This is a genomic window from Desulfuromusa kysingii (assembly GCF_900107645.1).
In the GTDB taxonomy this organism is placed as follows: Bacteria; Desulfobacterota; Desulfuromonadia; order Desulfuromonadales; family Geopsychrobacteraceae; genus Desulfuromusa; species Desulfuromusa kysingii.
The window spans coordinates 48,708-69,013 of the sequence record NZ_FNQN01000012.1 but is presented as its reverse complement, the minus strand read 5'-3'; the positions used below and the strand labels follow the sequence as shown (position 1 = coordinate 69,013).

The following is a 20,306-nucleotide window of genomic DNA, read 5'->3' as shown; positions in this document are numbered from 1 at the left end:
TTTGGCAAAGCTCGATTACTACGACGTTCTGGAAGTCAATAAAAACGCCAGTGGGACAGAAATAAAGAAGGCCTATCGCCGCTTGGCAATCCAGTATCACCCCGATAAAAATCCTGGGGACGCAGAAGCAGAGAACAAGTTTAAAGAACTCACTGAAGCCTACACGGTCCTTTCTGATCCTCAGAAAAGAGCGACCTATGACCAGTTTGGGCACGCAGGGGTTAACGGTTCCGGTGGCTTCTCCAGCGGTGGTTTTGGGGGTGCTCCATTTGAGGATATCTTCGGTGATATCTTCGGTGATATCTTCGGCGGGGGATCACGTCGGGGAGGGCATGGACAGCGCGGAGATGACCTGCGCTATAATCTGACCATCAGCTTTGAAGAAGCCGCTTTTGGGACTGAGAAAAACCTCCAATTACCACGCAAGCAGACATGTGATACTTGTCATGGGTCGGGGGCACGGCCAGGAACTGAAGCGCAAACTTGTTCCACTTGCGGTGGCGCAGGGCAGGTCCGTTATCAGCAAGGTTTCTTTACCATGACTCGTCCCTGTCCTGATTGTCATGGAAAAGGGAAGATTATCGCTGATCCCTGTCCTGACTGCCGTGGCACGGGGCAGGTTAAGAGTAAGCGTACTGTCGCACTGAAGGTTCCTGCGGGGGTCGAAGATGGTATCCGCTTGAAACTGAGTGGTGAAGGTGATTCTGGCTCTCAAGGGGGCCCACCCGGGGATCTTTATGTCGTTATCAGCGTTGAAGAACATTCTTTGTTTCAACGTGAAGGACAGGATGTTATCTGTGAAATTCCGATTTCATTTGTCCAGGCCGCTCTCGGTTGTGATCTTGAAGTCCCGACTTTGGAAGGTAAGCTAAATCTGAAAATACCAGCAGGGACCCAATCTGGAAAGATTTTCAAACTTTCAGGTAAAGGGATTGTGGCTTTGCAAGGGCACCATCGGCGTGGGGACCAATTGGTGGTTCTAAAAGTTGAGGTGCCAACAAAACTGAATGCTCGTCAGCGGGAGCTCCTTGAAGATTTTGCCAAAGAGGCCGGAGAGGATATTCATCCCCAAGGGCAGAGTTTTTTTGATAAGGTGAAAGAGTTGTTTGACTGAAATTCAGTTCTCGATGTTATGAATTATGGAGTGCCCATGACGCGGATTTTTAACCAGACTCTGATTGGAGCGCTGCTTGCGACGCTGCTGTGCTCTGTTTCTGTCACTTCTGTTGCAGCAGCAGACGCTGGAGAGTTGAGGCAGGGGCAGCAGTTATTTCAGGAGGGGAAACTTAATCAAGCCCTCGCCATTCTACGTGGGTTTGTTCAGCAAAACCAGAATCCCTCGGATACGGCGCGAGCCCTGGTATTGATTAGCCGGGTCTTTTCACAACAACAAAATTATGGAGATGCGATTCTTTATTTACAACGTATCCCCATTGCTGATCGAGGGCCCGAAGTTGATCTGTTATTAGGGACCAGCTTGATCCAAACAGGTCAGTATGAAAGAGGCCTGCAATACCTGCAGGGATTACCTGGTAAACAACTATCTACAGCAGACAATCTAAAGCTCTATCAAGCGTTGGCTGTCGCCGCGAGCGCTGATAATCAATTCCTCAAGACCTTATATTATCTGCAACAGCAACTCATCTATAGTCCGACTCCGGCCCCCATTTATGAGCAGGCGCACCAGATCCTGCAGAATCAAATTCATGATGCGGATCTGTCGGAAGCTGCCTTTATGTGGCAGGGGACAGCAATCGGACAAGATGCCCAATTACAATTGGCGCGCCGCGCCTTTGTCCGTCAGCAAACAGATTTGGCAAAAGACCATCTACGCAAACTGTTTGCTTCCAGTGTCACCTTTCCATACTGGCAAGAAGCTGAACAATTGCAGCAGAGAGCAAATGCTGAAAACTGGCTCAGTCGTGACAGTATTGGCGTCCTCATCCCCTTAAGTGGTCGGTTTCAATCCTATGGAGAGTTGGTTAGAAAGGGATTGGAATTAGCCTTACAGGAACACAATAAAACGCGTCTTCCCGCCCGCTTTGTCTACCGAGATACGGCTGTTTCCGGGGTTACTTCTGCACAGCTAGTCAGTCGTCTCACTGACGATGATAAGGTGATAGCGGTTATTGGTCCGTTGCTCGGGACTGCCGCTGGAGATGCTGCGCGCCGTGCCCAACGTGAAATGGTGCCGATGGTCACTTTTGCGCAAACTGAGGGACTACCAGAAATAGGTAACTTTATTTTTCGTGATACGCTGACAGCAGAACAGCAGGTGAAGAGATTGGTCCATTATGCGTTGGCCAAAGGAGATATTTCCTTCTCCATTCTCTACCCTGAAAATCGCCTCGGTGAAAAAATGACGCAGTTATTTACTCAGGAGCTGCAAGCCTCAGGTGGAGAAATTGTTGATATCGTCAGTTACCCGGAAGACAGTACTGATTTTAGAAAACAGATTCAGAAACTGCTCTGGGAAGATCGGGAAGTCAGGATCCCACAAGTTGAAGTTGGAGAGGAAGAGCAGCAGGAACCATTAGAGCTGGAATATCCATTAGCTCCGTTCCACGCTCTGTTTATCCCTGATTATGCGGAACAAATCAGTCAGATTGCTCCGCAGTTAGTTTTTTACGGGATAAAAGATGTTACATTGCTGGGGATCAATGGCTGGAACTCTTCTGAGTTAGCCAGTCAAGCTGGACGCTTTCTTAAAGATGCTGTTTTTGTGGATGCCTTTTATCCTGGCAGCAAAAAACCTGAAGTCCGGCGCTTTATGGAATTGTATCGTCAAGCATATCAGGAAGAACCAACGATCCTTGGGGCTCAAGCGTTTGATGTCGCCACACTGTTACTCCAAGTTATGGATGATCCTGCTGTCGTAAACCGTGATGACTTACGAAAAAAACTCGCTGCAGTGAAAGATTATCGTGGCGTGACGGGCACCAGTGGATTTGATACCTACGGTGAAGCGATCAAGTTACTCTCATTGTTACAATTCAGCCGCGGTCGGGTTGTTGAGACCGAATAAGTCATCAATTAACTGTCAGGAAATCATCGTGGCTAGATGGAAGATGATCGCGATTGTGATCCTTCTGGTTGGGCTCGGTACTGCTTTCATCGGGATCAGGCAGGTTTATCAGCTAAAAGTTCAGAATACTTGCGTCGTCGGTTTTACGAAATCATTGGGAGGGAGAGCTTCGTTTGAACTCAGAGAGTCGTTACATAAGCAGAGGAACCGGGCCATTATGGGTATTTTTCTTGGCGGTATTGGTGCGGGAACTGGGGCTATCTTGCTATTTTATTTGAAAAAATAAGATCGTGAGCAGCGCGCATTACCGTTAAAATCTTACTTTAAGTGCTAATGGTTCTGTCGTAGGCTGTGAGTCATAGGAGGGTCGTCGATGATAGAGCGGAGCCAGAAACGGAAGAAAAAACGCCTCAAGGTACGTTTTGGTACTGATTATCCGAAGAAAGTCGCTTTTACCGGGGACGCTTCAGAAGGTGGATTGTATATTATCACGGGGCAACCGGAACGACCGGGGACCAAATTACTGATTGAATTGATTTTGCCGAATGAAGAACAGGTGATCGTGTATGGGCGAGTCCGCTGGGCGAAAAAAGTCCCACCAAACTTGATCCGTCTTGCTAATAAAGCAGGGATGGGAGTTCAGTTGACGCAGTTTGAAACCGGAAAGCAGGCTTTCAGTCGCTATCTGGACACCTTGAGACGCTGACAATTAATATGAATTTACATGTGAGTCACTCCGAATATCTACCTGTTGTCGCTGCTGACATTGTGATGATACATCGGGGGTATGGATCATGGCAGGTTCAAAGTCTGTCAGATCGGGTCACTCACTGGCTCAAACTTGAACCGTCCTCTATCCAAGGGCGCTCCCCGGCAGCACTTTTCCCCGCCGCAGTACCAGCAATAACAACTTTGGCCGCTGACGTCATAGATCAGAGACAGGATCTGACCGATGTTAAGTTACGCCTTTTTCCCGAACAGCAAGAATTCCTGGCTGATATCCAATTCGCCGGTTTAACCGAAGACTACCAAGGGCAGATAGTTCGGATCAGCCTGCGCAGCGAATCGGTGGCGAGCAAACAGAATATCAGTTTTCACAAGATGGTGGGGAGTAGCCCTGCGATGCACGAAGTGTTTCGTAAGATTCGTCTCTACGCAGCCTCCGATGCCGCCATCATTATCACCGGTGAAACGGGGGCGGGAAAAGAGCTGGTTGCGCAAGCGCTGCATGCAGAAAGCCGGCGCCATGAAAAACCCTTTGCCGCTTTGAATTGTGCTGCGATAAGTGAGCAACTCCTTGAATCCGAGCTGTTTGGTCATGAACGCGGAGCTTTTACTGGCGCACTGCGTGAGCATCATGGCTATTTTGAGCGCGCCAATGGTGGCACATTGTTTTTGGATGAGATTGGGGATATGCCCCTGCATACACAAACAAAGCTGCTGCGGGTGCTGGAAGATGGGCGGGTGCAACGCGTCGGTGGTGAAAGAAGTCATCAGGTTGATGTCCGTTTTATTGGTGCAACCAATGTCCCTTTGGAGCAAGCAGTGGCAGAAAAACGCTTCCGCTCTGATCTCTACCATCGGCTGGCTGTCCTCCGCATCCATCTCCCCCCACTGCGCGACCGCGCTGAAGATATTCCGCTGTTGGTCGAGTTGTTTCTCCAGCAATTCAATCTGAGATATGGTAAGAACATTACCCGGTTAACCAATGAGGCTATCCGTTTGCTGCAATCTTATCTCTGGCCGGGGAATATCCGTGAATTGCGCAATGTTATTGAACGAGTCGTTGTTGAGTCTGAGACGGAAGCCATAGGAGTGCGGGCTTTTACTGAGTGGATAGCGGAGCGGCAGAAGTTCTCAAACTCCAAAAACATTATTGCCACTGATGACAACCAACGTCATTTACCGATGGCGATTCCATATACGCAAACGACGGAAAAAAACGTATATAACCCACCCCCAAATTCAGCACACCAGGGGCAAAAAGTTGATTTATCCGCAGACCTTATCCGTCAGGCATTTCAAGCCTCAGACGGTAATCTGTCTGCTGCGGCCCGATATCTGGGTGTCCATAGAGCGACATTATATCGCCACCTGCAACGATTGAACTTAACCCGCCAAGACCTCACCTGATTTTTTAGCTGTTGCAACGTCGCACCTGTCGCAGCTGCAACAGTTGCAGCCTGTGCTGCGACGTCGCAATAAAATCTGAAATCCAAGCACCCTCATAACTATCTGAAATAATTACTTAAAATATTTTTTTGGTTTTGGCATCTGTCTTGTATTAACTCAAGACAGAAATTAAATCATCAACAACCAAAATCATAGGAGGACAATATGTTTGGATTACAATTTGTGAACGAAGTCAGCAACATGCAACGTGAAATGGATCAATTCCTGCGGGAATTGGGATTCGCATCAGCCTCTGAGAACCCTCTTCGACCGATTAAATTTGAGGTCACGGAGAAAGAAAACAGTCACAGCGTTAAAGCTTTGTTGCCAGGGTTGAATAGTGAAAGTTTGAACATCAGTGTCTTAGGGCGTCGCTTAACGATCGCTGGAGAGTTTACTGAAGCAGAAGTTCCTGAAGGGAGCCATTGGTATCGTCAGGAGCGGCAACGAGGGAAATTTGAACAGAATATTCAGCTTGCAACAGACTTGGATGTTGAAAATATTGAAGCCGAATATATCGATGGAGTTTTGCGGATAGACCTGCCAAAGGCTGTTTCGGCATTGCCCAAGAAGATTGCACTTAAAGTTAACGAATAAAAAAATATGATGGAGGAAATAGATCATGACTGAAAAACAGATGGTAAACCAAGAAAATGTCGCTCAACAAAATGTTCAACAAGCTCGACCCATAGTGCGGATGACTCCTGCCGTTGATATCTATGAGACGGCAGATGAGTTGGTCTTGATGGCTGATTTACCAGGGGTTGCAACGCAGGGGTTGCAACTCGAAGTTTCCCGTGGGGTGTTAACTCTGGAAGGTGAAATTCAAGCTGCTGACGATGATAAGCAGCGCAGCTACTATCGGCAGTTTACGCTCTCCGAGAGGATTGATGCGGACGCTGGAGACGCTGCATTGAAGGATGGAGTTCTCACCCTGCGGTTACCGAAAAGCGAGGCGGCAAAACCGCGAAAGATAAACGTTAAAACGTTACATTAACAGAGAAAAAGCCAGGGTTAAATTCCCTGGCTTTTTTACAGCGATTTGTTTTTTGAGCGCTATAATTGGAGGATAGTAATAGCGTATGAAAACATCTTCAACAGGAGTCATTATGATCGATCTGAATCGAACCACACAAAAAGTTCAGGAAGCATTACAGGAAGCACAATCTCATGCTCTGCGTCTGGGGCACGTAGAAATTGATGGTGAGCACCTGTTGCTAGCCCTCTGTGAACAACAGGATGGTCTGGCGCCACGGTTGTTACAGAAGCTCGACATTCCTGTTGCAGATATTTTAACAGAGCTAAATCAGAACCTTAAGTCTCGTCCACAAATGGGCGGTCCGGGCGCCGATAGCAGTAAGCTGTATGCCAGTCGCCGCCTGGGACAACTGATGCTGCAGGCTGAAACAGAGGCAAAGCAACTGAAAGACGAATATGTCAGTGTCGAACATATCTTGCTGGCTGCTGTTGCTGAAGGAGAGCGCACCGCAGGCGGTAAAATATTTAAAAAATATAAGCTGGATCGTGAAAGGCTTCTGCAAGTACTGACGGAAGTCCGTGGCCATCAGCGAGTCACCAGTCAGGATCCAGAATCAACCTATGAAGTGCTGGAAAAATATGGCCGGGATCTGGTTGAGGAGGTCAAAAAGGGGAAACTTGATCCGGTGATCGGCAGGGATGAAGAGATCCGGCGGGTGATTAGAATTTTGTCGAGAAAAACCAAGAATAATCCAGTTCTGATTGGAGAACCTGGTGTCGGTAAGACGGCCATTGTCGAAGGGCTTGCCCATCGGATTGTCCGCGGTGATGTCCCCGAGGGGCTTAAAGACAAGACGGTTTTTTCTCTTGATATGTCAGCTCTGGTTGCCGGAGCCAAGTACCGTGGTGAATTTGAAGAGCGGCTTAAAGCGGTTCTGAAAGAAGTTCATGATAGTGACGGGCGGATTCTGTTGTTCATTGATGAACTCCATACCATTGTCGGCACCGGTAAGACGGAAGGGGCGATCGATGCAGGGAACATGCTCAAACCTATGTTAGCTCGTGGAGAATTACATTGTATCGGCGCGACAACTCTTGACGAATATCGCCAATACTTAGAGAAAGATCCCGCCTTGGAGCGTCGTTTTCAACCGGTCATGGTTGATCAACCGGATGTTGAGGCCACCATCAGTATCCTGCGTGGATTAAAAGAGCGCTTTGAGGTCTATCATGGAGTGCGTATTCAGGACAATGCTTTGGTTGCGGCAGCAGAATTAAGTCATCGTTATATCGCTGACCGATTTTTGCCTGATAAGGCGATCGATCTTGTTGATGAAGCCTGTGCAACAATCCGTACCGAAATTGATTCCATGCCTGCTGAACTGGACGCAATAACCCGACGCATGATGCAGCTTGAAATTGAAGAGGCGGCTCTCAAGAAAGAAAAAGACAAAGCCAGTCGCGAGCGGTTGACTGTTCTGCAAAAAGAACTGGCTGAGTTAAAATCAAGTGAAAAAACCCTTGCAGCACAGTGGCAACTGGAAAAAGGGGGGATCCGTGGGACGCAATCACTCCGTGAGGAGATTGAGAAAACCCGGCTTGCTATTGCTGAAGCCGAGCGCAGTTATGATTTGAACCGTGCGGCGGAACTGAAGCATGGACGCCTGCCAGAACTTGAGATGCAGCTTAAAACCGGTGAACAACAGCTGGAACAAACCGATGGCACCAACAAGTTACTGCGTGAAGAGGTTACAGCTGAAGAGATTGCTACCATTGTTGCTAACTGGACCGGGATCCCGGTGACCCGTCTGGTCGAAGGCGAGCGAGAAAAGCTCCTTAAGCTGGATGAGATCCTGCATCAGCGAGTGATCGGCCAGGATGAAGCCGTGCAGCGAGTCGCAGACGCTGTCATTCGAGCGCGAGCCGGAATCAAAGATCCACGTCGTCCCATCGGTTCATTTATCTTTCTCGGTCCAACCGGTGTGGGGAAGACGGAATTAGCACGAACCCTTGCGCAAGCGTTATTTGATAGTGAAGATAACATCATCCGTATTGATATGTCAGAGTATATGGAAAAGCATGCTGTCAGTCGTTTACTTGGGGCTCCTCCCGGTTATATTGGCTACGAAGAAGGTGGGCAGCTCACAGAAGCCGTGCGTAGGCAACCCTATGCGGTTGTGTTGTTCGATGAAATTGAAAAAGCACATCCGGATGTATTCAATGTATTGCTGCAGATTCTGGATGATGGTCGGGCGACAGACTCTAAGGGGCGTACGGTCAGTTTCAAGAATACCGTTATTATCATGACCTCGAATATAGGCTCTCAGTATTTGATCGAAGGGATTCATGACGGTAAGATTCCCCAAGAGGTTATGAAACAGGTTGAGCAGGAGCTACAACATCATTTTCGGCCCGAATTTCTTAACCGTGTCGATGATACGATTATCTTTAAGCCCCTGTCTCTGGAAGAGGTTAAGCAGATTGTCTTGCTATTGATTGAAGAGTTGCGCCAGCGCATGGCTGAAAATAATCTCGGTCTGGAATTAACCCCTGCCGCCTGTGATTATATTGCTGAGACGGCTTACGATCCGGTCTATGGGGCACGACCTCTGAAACGATTTATCCAGCGCCAATTGGAAACAAAGGTTGCACGAACCTTGATAACAGGTGAGACGTTAGAAGGTGCGAGCGTCGTCGTTGATCAGGTTGCAGGAGAATTAGTTGTCTCTGTAGAAAGCAAAAATAATTCTTAAGGGGGTTGACAAATACCTTGTCAATTTTTGGAAATCATGTACAATATGACAAAAATAGTCATAATTAAAAAATAACCTCAGAAGAGGAGAATTATTATGCGTATCGATGTCCTTTGTAAGCCAGATAATCCAGCAAGTTGTCATGGAACGGTAGAAAATGTTCGCGAAGCGCTCAATCAACTTGGAGTTCAGGCTGAAGTCCATCAGTTCAGTGATTCTCGTAAGATGATTGATAACCGTATTTATGTCGAACCAGCTTTGTTGATTGATGATCAAGTGCGGATCGCTGGTCGCGTTCCTGAAGTGAATGAAATTGTCAATTTTATAACTGAGAGACCACGTTATTTACGTGAAGTGGCTAAGGTCGCTTGATTTTCCCACACGCTTTTTGGGAACAATTGTTAAACCGCAAAAAACCATAAATGAACTGATAAAAGGCTCCCGCGTTAGCACTCGGGAGCCTTTACTTTTTGCGTATTCTGAGGTAGATTTAATCTCCTTTTTCTAACAGGATTGCCGATGTCAAAAATATTATTAGTCGATGATGTAGATCTCTTTCTTGAGCTTGAGCGCTCTTATCTTGAGGATTGCGGTTACGATCTGATAACGGCTTCATCTGGCGAAGAAGCCTTGCAGCGGCTTGATAAGGTGGCCCCGAATGTCTTGTTGCTGGATTACTATATGCCAGGTATAAACGGTGATGAAGTCTGTCGCTTGATTCGCAAAAATCCTCAGTGGGAGAAGCTGCCGATTCTTATGGTGACGGCCGCAGGAAAACCGGAAGAGGTGCAACATTGTCTCGATGCTGGGTGTGATGATTACATCACTAAACCAGTCAACAAACAGGAATTAAGAGAAAAAGTCGCACGCCTGCTTGGACAGCTGCAGAGGAGAACTTCTGAGCGGATTGCAGTCACACTACCGCTGCAACTTCAAGAAGGTGGTCGTCTCCATGTTGTCACTGCCAAAGATATCTCCAGTAGCGGGATTCGTTTGAAATCACCGACTCCCCTTGAAGAAAATACAACCGTTGAGATGAAATTAGAGGATGCGGATGGAGATCCTCTCTCCTTATACGGGAGGATTAAGCGGACAACGAACCGGTCTGAGGATGGCTATGGTGTCTATTTTATCTACCCGGACCAGAAGAGTAAACAGCTCCTTGATCGTCTGATTCGCAGTAAAAAAGCCGAGCAGTTAGAAGCAGAGGGGATCGACGATCGATTGAGTCAGCGCTTGCAGACGCTTGAAAATGAATGTTCGAAATTGCGCGCTGAACAGGATGATGCTCTCCGTCGCATCGGTGAACTGGAACAGGAGAACCTCGATTTCGCCAATCAATTAGTGCAAGTTGAAGATGTCAATAACAACTTAACCAACCTTTATATTGCCTCTTCCCGTCTGCATTCTACCTTGGATCGTGAAGAAACCCTCGGGATCATCAAAGAAGTTGTTATCAATTTTGTTGGTGCCGAGAAGTTTGCGGTGTTCCTGTTTGATAAAACCACTGAAGAGTTGCATTTTGAAACCGGTGAGGGTTTTGATGGCAGCGAATCTTTTCCAGATATTCCCCTGGGTGAAGGGGTGTTGGGAAAAATTGCTGCCGACGAGGAAAACTACTTTTGTCAGGGGTCGATTACTGAAGGCTCTGACGATCTACAGGCGCCAATTGTCGCTATCCCTTTGATAATCGATGGAAAAATGATTGGGTTGCTGGCTATTTATCGTCTTTTTATTCAAAAGGAACAGTTGGAGTCGATCGACTATCAACTGTTTTCGATGTTGGGAGAGCATGCCGCATCAGCGCTGTTTTCATCTACCCTATATGGCCATTCGGAGCGCAAGCGGCAGACCTATCAAGGCTTTGTCGATCTATTGCTCAAATAAACCGTCTTTAGCGTCCCCTCTGTGATCACCTTGAAGTCGACTGGACTGGCAGTAATATTCCTTGGCTTACGGCAAAATCAAGCAGCTCTTCTGCTAATTGAGGGTCAATCTCTGTAACGAAATGATCAAGGGTATTCTCAGTTCTGGCCCGGAGCAAAATTTGTGCAAAGTTATCATCGAGAGACTCAATAATGACCTCCCCCTGCTGACGTAAGAAGATTGCAACTTCAGGGTTTGGGGAGAGGTGATGATTGGCTCTCTCCAACGGTTCAGCGCCGACAGCTTCCAGGTCTTCCAGGGCGAAATGAAAAGATTGCACCCTGACGGCGGGATTGAGTCGCCAGGAGAATTTCTTCCAGTTTTTCCGCGCCATATGTTTGTCTGCAAGGCAATCATCGGTGAGCAATGTTTCCGCACAAAGAAAATGAAAATTGATTAAATCGGTGACCAGATGCTGCAACTTTGAGAGTTTATGTGTCTGCAGTTGTTGTGCTGCAAATTGTTGTTGCAAGGGGAGGATTGCTTCGGCAGACCAACAATCAGCGGCTACAATATTGTGGTTGTTGAGCCACTGGCTGAAGCTTTGTAAAAACGCACTTGGAGAAGACTTCAAGGCCTGACACAGGGGCAGAAAGAAACCAACCGCCCGGCCGCGATTATAAAAGATATCCGTTGCCGTTGCCAGGGCATGGCTCTTCTGCAAATCTTTTTTCGAATATGTTGTATTTGCTTGAATCAGATAGGGGGGATGGTTTTCGCTCAGAATTCCGAGCTTTTCTTGCTGCTCAAAGAGTTCTGTTCCAGGAAGGACCGCGAGGGGGAAAACATCAACTTGATTGGGCTGCTGGCGTAGCGCAAAATCGAGGCTTGTTTCAAAGCCGGAGTGATCGTCGCCGGGCAGACCATAAATCAGATCGAGCCCAAAGGTGATGCCGGCAAGGCTCATCTGTTCTAATCGCCGCTCCATTTGCTGGGGAGAAAAATTGCGGTTGAGGGGTTTAAGGACCTGCGGTGTTGCTGATTGCAAGCCGATCTGTACTGAACAGTTGAGCTGAGAGAGCAGCTCGATGGTTTCAAGGTCGAGAAAGTCCACCTTCGCCTCAATATGGAAATGGATTTGAGGGGCCTGTTCGATCAGCAGTTGCAATAATTGTTTGCCCCGACCGGGAGGGGCGTTAAACGTCGAGTCGAGGACCCAGACCTGTGATACCTGTTGCTGAGTAAACAGTTGCAACTCTTTTTTTAACCGGGCAACCGGAAAGGGACGAACCCCTTGATGTCCCTTGGCGTCGTAACAGAAGGCGCAATTAAACTGACAACCTCTGGCAACTTCCCAGAGGACTCCGCAGTTTCTTTGCAGTGGCAGTTGACCGGATAGCCACGGTGACGTAAGGGCAGAAAGGTCTGGACACACAGTTGGATCTGGTGTTGCTGCGTTATCTGCTGTTGTAGAAAGAAAGCCGGCAATTCCAGCGGGTGAGGCTCCAGTGCTCAAGCGATGAATTAACTCAGCAAAAGAAACTTCACCCTCGCCACGCATCACCCCGTCTAACGATCCCTCTTGAATCACCTTGTGACTATCAGCGCTGGCTTCGGGACCTCCGGCGATGAGAAACAGCTCTGGCTTTTTCTGGCGCAGCAAGGTGCAGATATGCAGGATCTGTTCGCGGTTCCAGACATAAAGAGGAAAAGCGATGATAGTTGGATTCAGTTCCAGCAGCTGACTGCAGATAGAAGCGCTGGTTTGTTCAGGAAATAAATCAATAAGTGTTGTGTTGCGCTGGGTATTCAAAGGCAAGCTGGATTTAAGACAGCCCGCCGCCAGAGAAACAGCTTGATCGGAAGCGCGCACGTGAAGGGTCGCAATGATAATTTGCATAAGAGCTTCTTATTTTTTAAGGCTGACTTTGATCCGCGGTTTTTCTCCACTGGTATCAACGGAGAATTCAACAGGTTTATTACCATATCGCGCTTGGATTTTTTCACGTTGGCTGGCCAAAAAGATAGCAACTTTTTCGGCGCTCGGGCCTGTCCCGGTTAACCCACAGTTTTTTCTCGCCTGGGATAATTCTTCCTGTAGCCGATTCGCTTCAATTGTGGGGTCGATTGGCTGAGATTGACTCTTCTGTCGTCTGGATGTCGATGTGTCGAGCTTAGCGGTGTGGCGGTGATATTTCCCCTCATCAATTAAGCGCAGAATGCGATCCCAGTATTGCCCATAAGACATTAAGCGGGAGGCAATGTTCTGGTAACGAAATTTCAGATCGGTCCAGACAATCTGGCGGTTTGTAAACTGACGGATACGTCGAGAAAGGTTCTTGCGTTCATTTAAAGGTTCACGTTTTTCAATACCAGCAAAATATTGCTCGTAATGAATCTCCAGCTCTTTAACTTGCTGCTGGATATCATCCAGCTCTTGTGCCAGCTGACGTCGTTCATCCATCGGTCGCTCCTCCAAGCACAGAACTATACGTGAGTGACCTGTAAATGTAAATAATCGCCTGATTTTATCGTTGTTAATATGGGTTGCAACTTGACTTGATAAGCGTCAGTTCGAGATAATGAAACGTTTTTTAATTATTTACAATAAGGGGATGATATATGAAAAAAGGATTGGCGGCAGTTATTTTAGCTGCAGGCAAAGGGACCAGAATGAAATCGGCGCTGCCGAAAGTCTTGCATCCAATTTGTGGCCAACCGATGCTTTCTTACCCACTTGAGGTTGCCAGAGCTGCCGGATTTGCGCAACTGAAGGTTGTTGTCGGGCATGGTGCAGAACAGGTGATGGGGGCTTTTGATGATAACAGTTTGACGTGGATAAAGCAGACGGATCAATTGGGAACCGGGCATGCCCTGATGTGTGCAGCCGACTCACTGCGTGGGTATTCCGGGCCGCTATTGCTCCATTGTGGCGATGTGCCGTTGTTGAAAGTCGAAACCTTGCAGCGCTTGCAGGACTACCATTCTCAACAACAAGCTGCGGTGACCGTATTGACTGCACAGATGCCGAATCCTCAGGGTTATGGACGGATTATCCGTGACGGTGAGCAGATCCTGCAGATTATTGAAGAGAAAGATGCCACTGAAGAACAACGTCAAGTCACCGAAATTAATGCCGGGACCTACCTGTTTGATGCGGCGTTTGTCCTTGCGGCACTCAAAGGGCTGAATAAAAACAATTCTCAAGGGGAATACTATCTCACCGATATTGTTGCCGCAGCAGTTGCTGCCGGCAAGAAGACCCGGGCCCTGTGCGTAGAAGATCCGACCGAAGTGATGGGGATTAATGATCGCTGTCAGTTGGCGGAGGCCGAGGTGCTGATGCGTTGGCATATTAACGCCGAGCTGATGTTTGGTGGTGTCTCCATGATCGACCCAACTACCGTTTATATCGACAACGGGGTTGAAATCGGGGTCGACACCATGTTGCACCCTAATGTGCATTTGCGGGGCAAGACCCGTATCGGTAAGAATTGTACTCTTGAGACGGGTGTCGTCGTTGTGGATTCACATGTCGCGGATGGCACGCATTTAAAAGCCGGTTCAGTGATTGAAGAATCTCAAGTCGGGCCGCAGTGTATTATTGGTCCCATGGCACATCTGCGTCCCGGTAATGTCCTCACGGGTCACAATAAAATCGGCAACTTTGTGGAGATGAAGAAAGCGCTATTCGGTGAAAAATCGCAAGCCAGCCACCTGACCTATATCGGTGACTCCGAGGTCGGTCGCAATGTGAACTTTGGTTGCGGGACAATCACCTGTAACTATGATGGCGTCAACAAGCACAAAACCACCGTTGAAGATGATGTCTTTGTGGGCAGTGATTGTCAGTTTGTCGCTCCCGTAACCATTGGGCGTAACAGCCTGATCGCTGCCGGAACCACAGTGACCAAGAATGTCCCGCCAGACTCCCTGGCCCTGGCACGGACAGAGCAGAAAATTATCCCCGGTTGGCGGCTACGTAAACAGAAGAAATCCTGAGTTCTGAAGGAGAAAACTATGTGTGGAATCGTTGGTTACATTGGAAAGCAGGATGCGTCTCCTATTATTATCGAAGGTTTACGACGTCTTGAGTATCGGGGTTATGATTCGGCAGGAATTTGCACCCTCAACGGTGGGGAGCCACAAATTCGCCGGGCCGAAGGTAAGCTGATCAATCTGGAAAATATTCTCCGCGAACAACCTGCGATAGGGAGCCGGGGAATCGGCCATACCCGTTGGGCAACGCATGGCCGTCCTTCAGAGATCAATGCTCATCCGCATAGGGCCGGAAATATTGTCGTTGTCCACAATGGGATTATAGAAAACTATCTGAAATTAAAGGAACGATTGCAAGGGCTTGGACATAACTTTTGTTCGGAGACCGATACTGAAATTATTGCCCATCTGGTCGAAGAACATTTCCGCCAATGTGATGATTTTGAAACCGCCGTCCAATTGGCATTGGCAGAAGTCAAAGGTGCTTATGCTGTTGCCATCCTTTGTAATGATGAGCCGGATAAGCTGATTGCTGCCAAGTTGGGATCGCCGTTAGTCGTAGGTCAGGGACAGGGGGAATACTTTGTCGCTTCTGATATCCCCGCTATGTTGTCGCATACCCGGGAGATGATCTTTCTTGAAGATGGTGAAATCGCCGTCTTTACCCCGGAAAAAATGTGGGTGACTGATCTTGTCGGACAGCCCGTCGCCAAGCAGAGTAAAACGATCACCTGGAGCCCGCTCATGGCCGAGAAGGGGGGCTACAAGCATTTTATGCTTAAAGAGATCTATGAGCAGCCCCGCGCCCTGGCCGATACCATTGCCGGACGGTTGCAGAGTGAAGAGGGTAATATCTATCTTGAAGATTTTGGCCTCAGCGACGCACAACTTGCCGGTCTGGATAAAATTTTTATCATTGCCTGCGGTACTTCATGGCATGCCGGTCTGGTCGGCAAATTTTATATCGAAAAGCTGGCGCGGATTCCGGTTGAGATTGATATCGCCAGCGAGTTCCGTTATCGCGATCCGATTGTCACCGATAAAAGTCTGACCATATTAATCAGTCAAAGTGGTGAAACCGCAGATACGCTTGCCGCATTGCGTGAGGCAAAAGGGAAGGGTGGAAAATCAGTCTGTATCTGTAACGTGGTTGATTCATCCATCGCTCGCGAAAGTGACGGGGTTATTTATACCCACGCTGGACCTGAAATCGGTGTGGCTTCAACCAAAGCTTTTACCACCCAACTTGTCGCTCTCTATTTACTCGCTTTAAAATTGGGCCGATCCTGCGGAACGTTAACCGCGGACAGTTGTCGTGACAAAGTAGAAGATTTGTTGGCGCTGCCGCGCAAACTCGAAGAGACCTTAGAGCTTGATGAACAGATCGAGAAAATTGCACGGGATTCTATGAACGCCCGTGATTTTCTCTACTTAGGTCGTGGGAACCAATATCCGATTGCCCTTGAAGGGGCTCTGAAGCTCAAAGAAATCTCCTATATCCATGCCGAAGGCTATCCAGCTGGAGAGATGAAGCACGGCCCTATCGCTCTGATCGACGAGAATTTGCCGGTGGTGGTACTGGTGCCGCAGAATAATATCTATGACAAAGTTGTTTCCAATATGGAAGAGGTCTGCGCCCGCGGTGGGAAAGTGATCGCAATCACCAGTGGCGAAGAGAGTGGTTTGCAAGGCAAAGTCGACACCTTGATCCAGGTCCCGCAAACAACAGACGATCTGATGCCCATCCTCACCTCCATCCCGATGCAACTGCTGGCATATCATATCGCAGTTCTGAAGGGGACCGATGTCGATCAGCCGAGAAATCTGGCCAAAAGTGTGACGGTTGAATAAGGGTGACTTTTAGCTCATTTTAGACAGGTCTGTCCATATTTGACTGCCAAAGTCACATGCGATCTGAAAAAAAGCCGATATACTAGGTATTTATATTGGCTTTTCAGGTCTTTTATTTAATGGGATAGGCAGACAAATTTGTGTCTTTGTTTACGGTTTTATACAGATCTGTCTATTTATCGTTAGGTGAATATGAAAAACTGGACGATTTATCTAAGTCTGTCGATAGTGTTTGTTGCGTCTATTGCAGCTGCATCCTTTGCGCCAGTTTCTGAGTTCATATCCGGCATGATTGTTGTGCCCGGTGTCGGCGCTTTGGTAGGTGCGCTATTTCAAATTGCTAGAGATTCAGCTGCTTTTGAAAAACAGAAACATTTGCAAACGGATCAACATGTATTTTCATTAGGGGCTTCATCTCATATGTCGACAGTTGCTTTTGATAAGCATGTTGCCTTTTGCGAGGCCTATCTATCCGAGGTGCATGAGACAGTCGGGGTACTGTTTCGAGAAGGGCCGACTGAAAAGGCGATGGAGTGCGCTTACAAATTATTTGCATTAAAACGCGAGTACGCAGCTTGGATACCAAAATCAGTGGCACTAGAGCTAGAACCATTTGAAAACGCAATCAATGAGATCGGGGTAAAAACTCATCTTGTTAACGCCCTACGAGGCACAAGAGATGAAGCGAGAAGCAAAGCTCTTGATGAATCATACAATGTTTTTGCGAATGTAATGGGGATGGAAAAATTAAAAGAAGAAGCCCCTGATCATAAAGAAGAGTTGGCAGTTGAGAATGTTAAGGAAAGCGTTCGAGAAATCCTCGGAATAAATGAACTATTTGAAATTCGTAATTTTATTATTAAACGGTCTGCTGATTTTGCTCGCAGAATCACCTAACAATTCAATCAACTACGCGCCTACAGCGCCGGACGCAGCAAAGCTGCGCCGGTTATTAAGGCGTTATGGCTCTAAAAGACTCATCGCTCTGTAGCTAGAGAAAACGTATAATCAAAACACTTTTACATAAATAAGGCAGAGTATGTCAGCAGAAATTGATAAGTGGCTTGAAGCCCAAGAATTCCAAGTGCCATTGAATGAAAAAGGTCAAATAGTTGATTACTTGGAATCAGAAAAAACTCGCGAAAATAAACCTGAAGAGCGAGTTCGTCAGAAAACAACTCATATTCTCCATGAAGAAATGGGTTACCCCAAGGAGTTAATTGCGCATGAGCGGACTATTAACATGGGACGGCAAAAGAAAAGAGCCGACATAATTATCTATGAAAGTAAACAAGCTTGCGTAGAAAATGATCAAGGCCAGATCAAGCTCATTATCGAAGTCAAGGCACCAAATGAAAAGGAACCGGACGGTCAGTTACTCGGTTATATATCTTCAACGTCAGCTGATGGTGGCTTTTGGACGAATGGTGAAAAAATTGTCTATTTCAAGAAAGATGCATATAGCAATAATGTATTAAAGTGGATCGGAATACCGAGATATGGAAGAACATGGGACAGTATTGGACGCTTTACCAAGTCAGAACTTATACCTCCTGTAGACTTGAAATTAGCTTTTAAGCGATGCCACAACGCTATTTATAGAACCGGAATTGATTCTGAAGATGTAGCGCTAGACATGGTTCGTATAATTCTAGCCAAAAGAGAAGATGAATCTAGCGCTGATGAAGAATGTAAGTTTTATATAACTCCAGAAGAGTTTGAAGATGATAATTTAAAAAAATCCGCATGCTCTCGTGTAAGACAGCTTTTCTCTGCTGTAAAAGAGCAATATCCTGATGTTTTTACTGAACATGAAAAAATTACCGCATCAGATAATCAGCTTGCAACTGTCATATCTCATCTACAGCAATACTCTTTTTTAGATGCAGATCACGATGTTATTGGTACTGCATATGAAGTTTATGTGGCGTCTCATCTAAAAGGAGAACGTGGTCAATTTTTCACTAATCGACTAGTCGTAGATATGATGGTGAAAATGCTAGACCCAGATGACAAGTCAGTAATATTAGATCCTTCTTGTGGTTCAGCAGGTTTCTTGATTACATCTATGAACTATATTTTCAAGAAAATAGATAATTCTAAAAGATCTGATTCAGCTAAAGAAATATTGAAGCGTAATGTTGTCCACCAACTATTTGGTTTGGATATATCTCCAAAGTTAGTAAAGATCGCAAAAGCAAACATGCTTATTGGAAAAGATGGGCATGGGGGTATACAGCAGGCAAATAGCCTAGATTCTGTTGAAAAACTATCAGCGAGTTTTCAAGAAAAGGCAGGGCTTGAGAAGCCCACAGTTATTCTAACAAACCCTCCTTTTGGTGCTGGACATGATCTAAGAATCAAAGAACCAACAATTCTTGCTCAGTATGATAATGGATATGTATGGTCTACGTCCGAAGACGGGAAAATTGAATTCGATGATAAACTTAATTCTAAGCAAGGGCTTGCACCGGAAATATTATTCTTGGAAAAGTGTGTCCGATGGTTGAAGCCAGGTGGGGTTTTAGGAATAGTAATGGCTAAAGGACAATTAGATAATCGAGAGGCACTAAGTATAAGAAAGTGGGTTTTAGAGAAAACTCAATTGTTGTCCGTTGTTAATCTCCACGAAGATACTTTCGAGCCATTTTGTGGGTCAAAAGCTTCTGTTATTTTTCTGAGGAAAAAGGATAAAAAGGCACCAAAGAAATACAAAGTCTACATGGCCATTTCCAACAAAATTGGCCAAACAAGCCGTGGTGTCCCAATTTTCAAGAGGGATTCAGAAGGTAGGCCGGTTGTTGTAAATGGTGGATTTCTTATAGATCAGGATTTGTCTGTAATTGCAGATGATTTCAAAAAGTTTAATGCTGGTACCCTCGAAGATAGCGCATTCAGATTCTCCGTCGATATAGATTCAATTAAAACAGATAGTTACTCGTTTAACCCAATTCAGTACTTGCCAAAACATAATGCGGCCTTTGAAAAGGTGCTGAAGCTTGGAGATAGTGATGACTTTGAAATTCACCGTTTGGCTGACCTTGGGTTGGTTTTTAACGGGCCTAGATTTAAGAGACCATATGCAGAAGTTGGGGTTACAGAGGGGCCTACTATCCGAAAATATTTTACAGGGACCGCACTAACTCAGCTAAATTCTGACAATGTAAAATATCTGGATGAGGCAGTCGCCAACAAGCAAACCAAAGCTCACCTTGAAAAGCTTACTATTAGTAAAGGGTATATTTTAATTTCAGATTCAGGAACTCTCGGGCGCGTTACATATGCACTCAATCAGCATGATGGCCATGTTGCAACTAATAACCTCATACGAGTAGTGATAGATGATCTTGCTCTTAGGGGGTATGTGTATCAGTTTTTAAAGAGTGAAATTGGTCAAAGCCTGATGCTTAAAAGTGCATATGGAACGAACCAAGAGCATTTGGAGCCAGATGTCATTGGCGAGATACCTGTACCAGTGCCAAAATCAAAAAAGATAGTAAATAAAATCGGTTTGCAGGTTATCCGTTCCATAGACGAGTTAGAGGCATCAATTAAAGACAGTGATGAGTCATTAACGTCACTGCTCAATACGCTTGGATAATCAGACCATAACAAAGCGTTGCACCGGACAAGCCAGTGAACGCGGCGTTAAGTGCATTTCA

16 protein-coding genes are annotated in these 20,306 nt (G+C 46.6%); 14 read left to right on the top strand and 2 right to left on the bottom strand.

Translation table 11 applies throughout. The features are described 5' to 3' along the window. Position 1: 1 nt before the first annotated feature. The 10 genes from dnaJ to BLU87_RS15775 all read left to right on the top strand — a co-directional run bounded on the left by dnaJ (position 2) and on the right by BLU87_RS15775 (position 10,815). Positions 2-1,114 carry a molecular chaperone DnaJ gene (dnaJ, locus tag BLU87_RS15820; RefSeq protein ID WP_092350611.1) on the top strand — a complete coding sequence of 371 codons (1,113 nt, stop codon included), beginning with the start codon at positions 2-4 and terminating at the stop codon, positions 1,112-1,114. A gap of 36 nt (positions 1,115-1,150) precedes the next feature. Further along, complete coding sequence (locus tag BLU87_RS15815) at positions 1,151-3,025, top strand: penicillin-binding protein activator (RefSeq protein WP_175498434.1); 1,875 nt, start codon at positions 1,151-1,153, stop codon at positions 3,023-3,025. 28 nt (positions 3,026-3,053) lie between these two features. After that, on the top strand, positions 3,054-3,311 hold the full coding sequence (locus tag BLU87_RS15810) for a hypothetical protein (RefSeq protein WP_092350607.1): 258 nt from the start codon (positions 3,054-3,056) through the stop codon (positions 3,309-3,311). 87 nt (positions 3,312-3,398) lie between these two features. Then, a complete protein-coding gene (locus BLU87_RS15805) occupies positions 3,399-3,731 on the top strand; it encodes a PilZ domain-containing protein (RefSeq protein ID WP_092350605.1) in 333 nt (110 codons plus the stop codon). Positions 3,732-3,751: 20 nt separating this feature from the next. After that, complete coding sequence (locus BLU87_RS15800; RefSeq protein ID WP_245706652.1) at positions 3,752-5,158, top strand: sigma-54 interaction domain-containing protein; 1,407 nt, start codon at positions 3,752-3,754, stop codon at positions 5,156-5,158. Between the two features lie 204 nt (positions 5,159-5,362). Continuing rightward, the gene (locus BLU87_RS15795) at positions 5,363-5,794 is read left to right on the top strand and encodes an Hsp20/alpha crystallin family protein (protein ID WP_092350602.1); all 432 of its coding nucleotides are present in this window, start codon (positions 5,363-5,365) and stop codon (positions 5,792-5,794) included. A gap of 25 nt (positions 5,795-5,819) precedes the next feature. After that, complete coding sequence (locus BLU87_RS15790) at positions 5,820-6,194, top strand: Hsp20/alpha crystallin family protein (RefSeq protein ID WP_092350600.1); 375 nt, start codon at positions 5,820-5,822, stop codon at positions 6,192-6,194. Between the two features lie 115 nt (positions 6,195-6,309). Continuing rightward, positions 6,310-8,928, top strand: a complete 2,619-nt coding sequence (gene clpB / locus BLU87_RS15785; protein ID WP_092350663.1) for an ATP-dependent chaperone ClpB — start codon at positions 6,310-6,312, stop codon at positions 8,926-8,928. A 96-nt stretch (positions 8,929-9,024) separates the two neighbouring features. Further along, complete coding sequence (locus BLU87_RS15780) at positions 9,025-9,300, top strand: thioredoxin family protein (protein ID WP_092350598.1); 276 nt, start codon at positions 9,025-9,027, stop codon at positions 9,298-9,300. 147 nt (positions 9,301-9,447) lie between these two features. Continuing rightward, complete coding sequence (locus tag BLU87_RS15775; RefSeq protein WP_092350596.1) at positions 9,448-10,815, top strand: response regulator; 1,368 nt, start codon at positions 9,448-9,450, stop codon at positions 10,813-10,815. Positions 10,816-10,840: 25 nt separating this feature from the next. Here the strand turns inward: BLU87_RS15775 and BLU87_RS15770 are convergent, their stop codons facing one another. Together BLU87_RS15770 and BLU87_RS15765 are read right to left on the bottom strand one after the other, a co-directional pair. Beyond that, positions 10,841-12,694 (bottom strand): B12-binding domain-containing radical SAM protein, encoded by a 1,854-nt coding sequence (locus tag BLU87_RS15770; RefSeq protein WP_092350594.1) that lies wholly within the window; start codon positions 12,692-12,694, stop codon positions 10,841-10,843. Between the two features lie 9 nt (positions 12,695-12,703). Beyond that, positions 12,704-13,258, bottom strand: coding sequence for an MXAN_5187 C-terminal domain-containing protein (locus tag BLU87_RS15765; RefSeq protein WP_092350592.1), 555 nt, complete (start codon positions 13,256-13,258; stop codon positions 12,704-12,706). A 158-nt stretch (positions 13,259-13,416) separates the two neighbouring features. Here BLU87_RS15765 and glmU point away from each other — a divergent pair, with 158 nt between their 5' ends. The 4 genes from glmU to BLU87_RS15745 all read left to right on the top strand — a co-directional run bounded on the left by glmU (position 13,417) and on the right by BLU87_RS15745 (position 20,245). Further along, entirely contained in the window at positions 13,417-14,796 is a 1,380-nt protein-coding gene (gene glmU / locus BLU87_RS15760) for a bifunctional UDP-N-acetylglucosamine diphosphorylase/glucosamine-1-phosphate N-acetyltransferase GlmU (RefSeq protein WP_092350590.1), read from the top strand. An 18-nt stretch (positions 14,797-14,814) separates the two neighbouring features. After that, a complete protein-coding gene (glmS, locus tag BLU87_RS15755; RefSeq protein ID WP_092350588.1) occupies positions 14,815-16,644 on the top strand; it encodes a glutamine--fructose-6-phosphate transaminase (isomerizing) in 1,830 nt (609 codons plus the stop codon). A 192-nt stretch (positions 16,645-16,836) separates the two neighbouring features. Continuing rightward, entirely contained in the window at positions 16,837-17,541 is a 705-nt protein-coding gene (locus BLU87_RS15750) for a hypothetical protein (protein WP_092350586.1), read from the top strand. Between the two features lie 142 nt (positions 17,542-17,683). Then, positions 17,684-20,245 carry an N-6 DNA methylase gene (locus tag BLU87_RS15745; protein ID WP_092350584.1) on the top strand — a complete coding sequence of 854 codons (2,562 nt, stop codon included), beginning with the start codon at positions 17,684-17,686 and terminating at the stop codon, positions 20,243-20,245. Positions 20,246-20,306 lie beyond the last annotated feature (61 nt).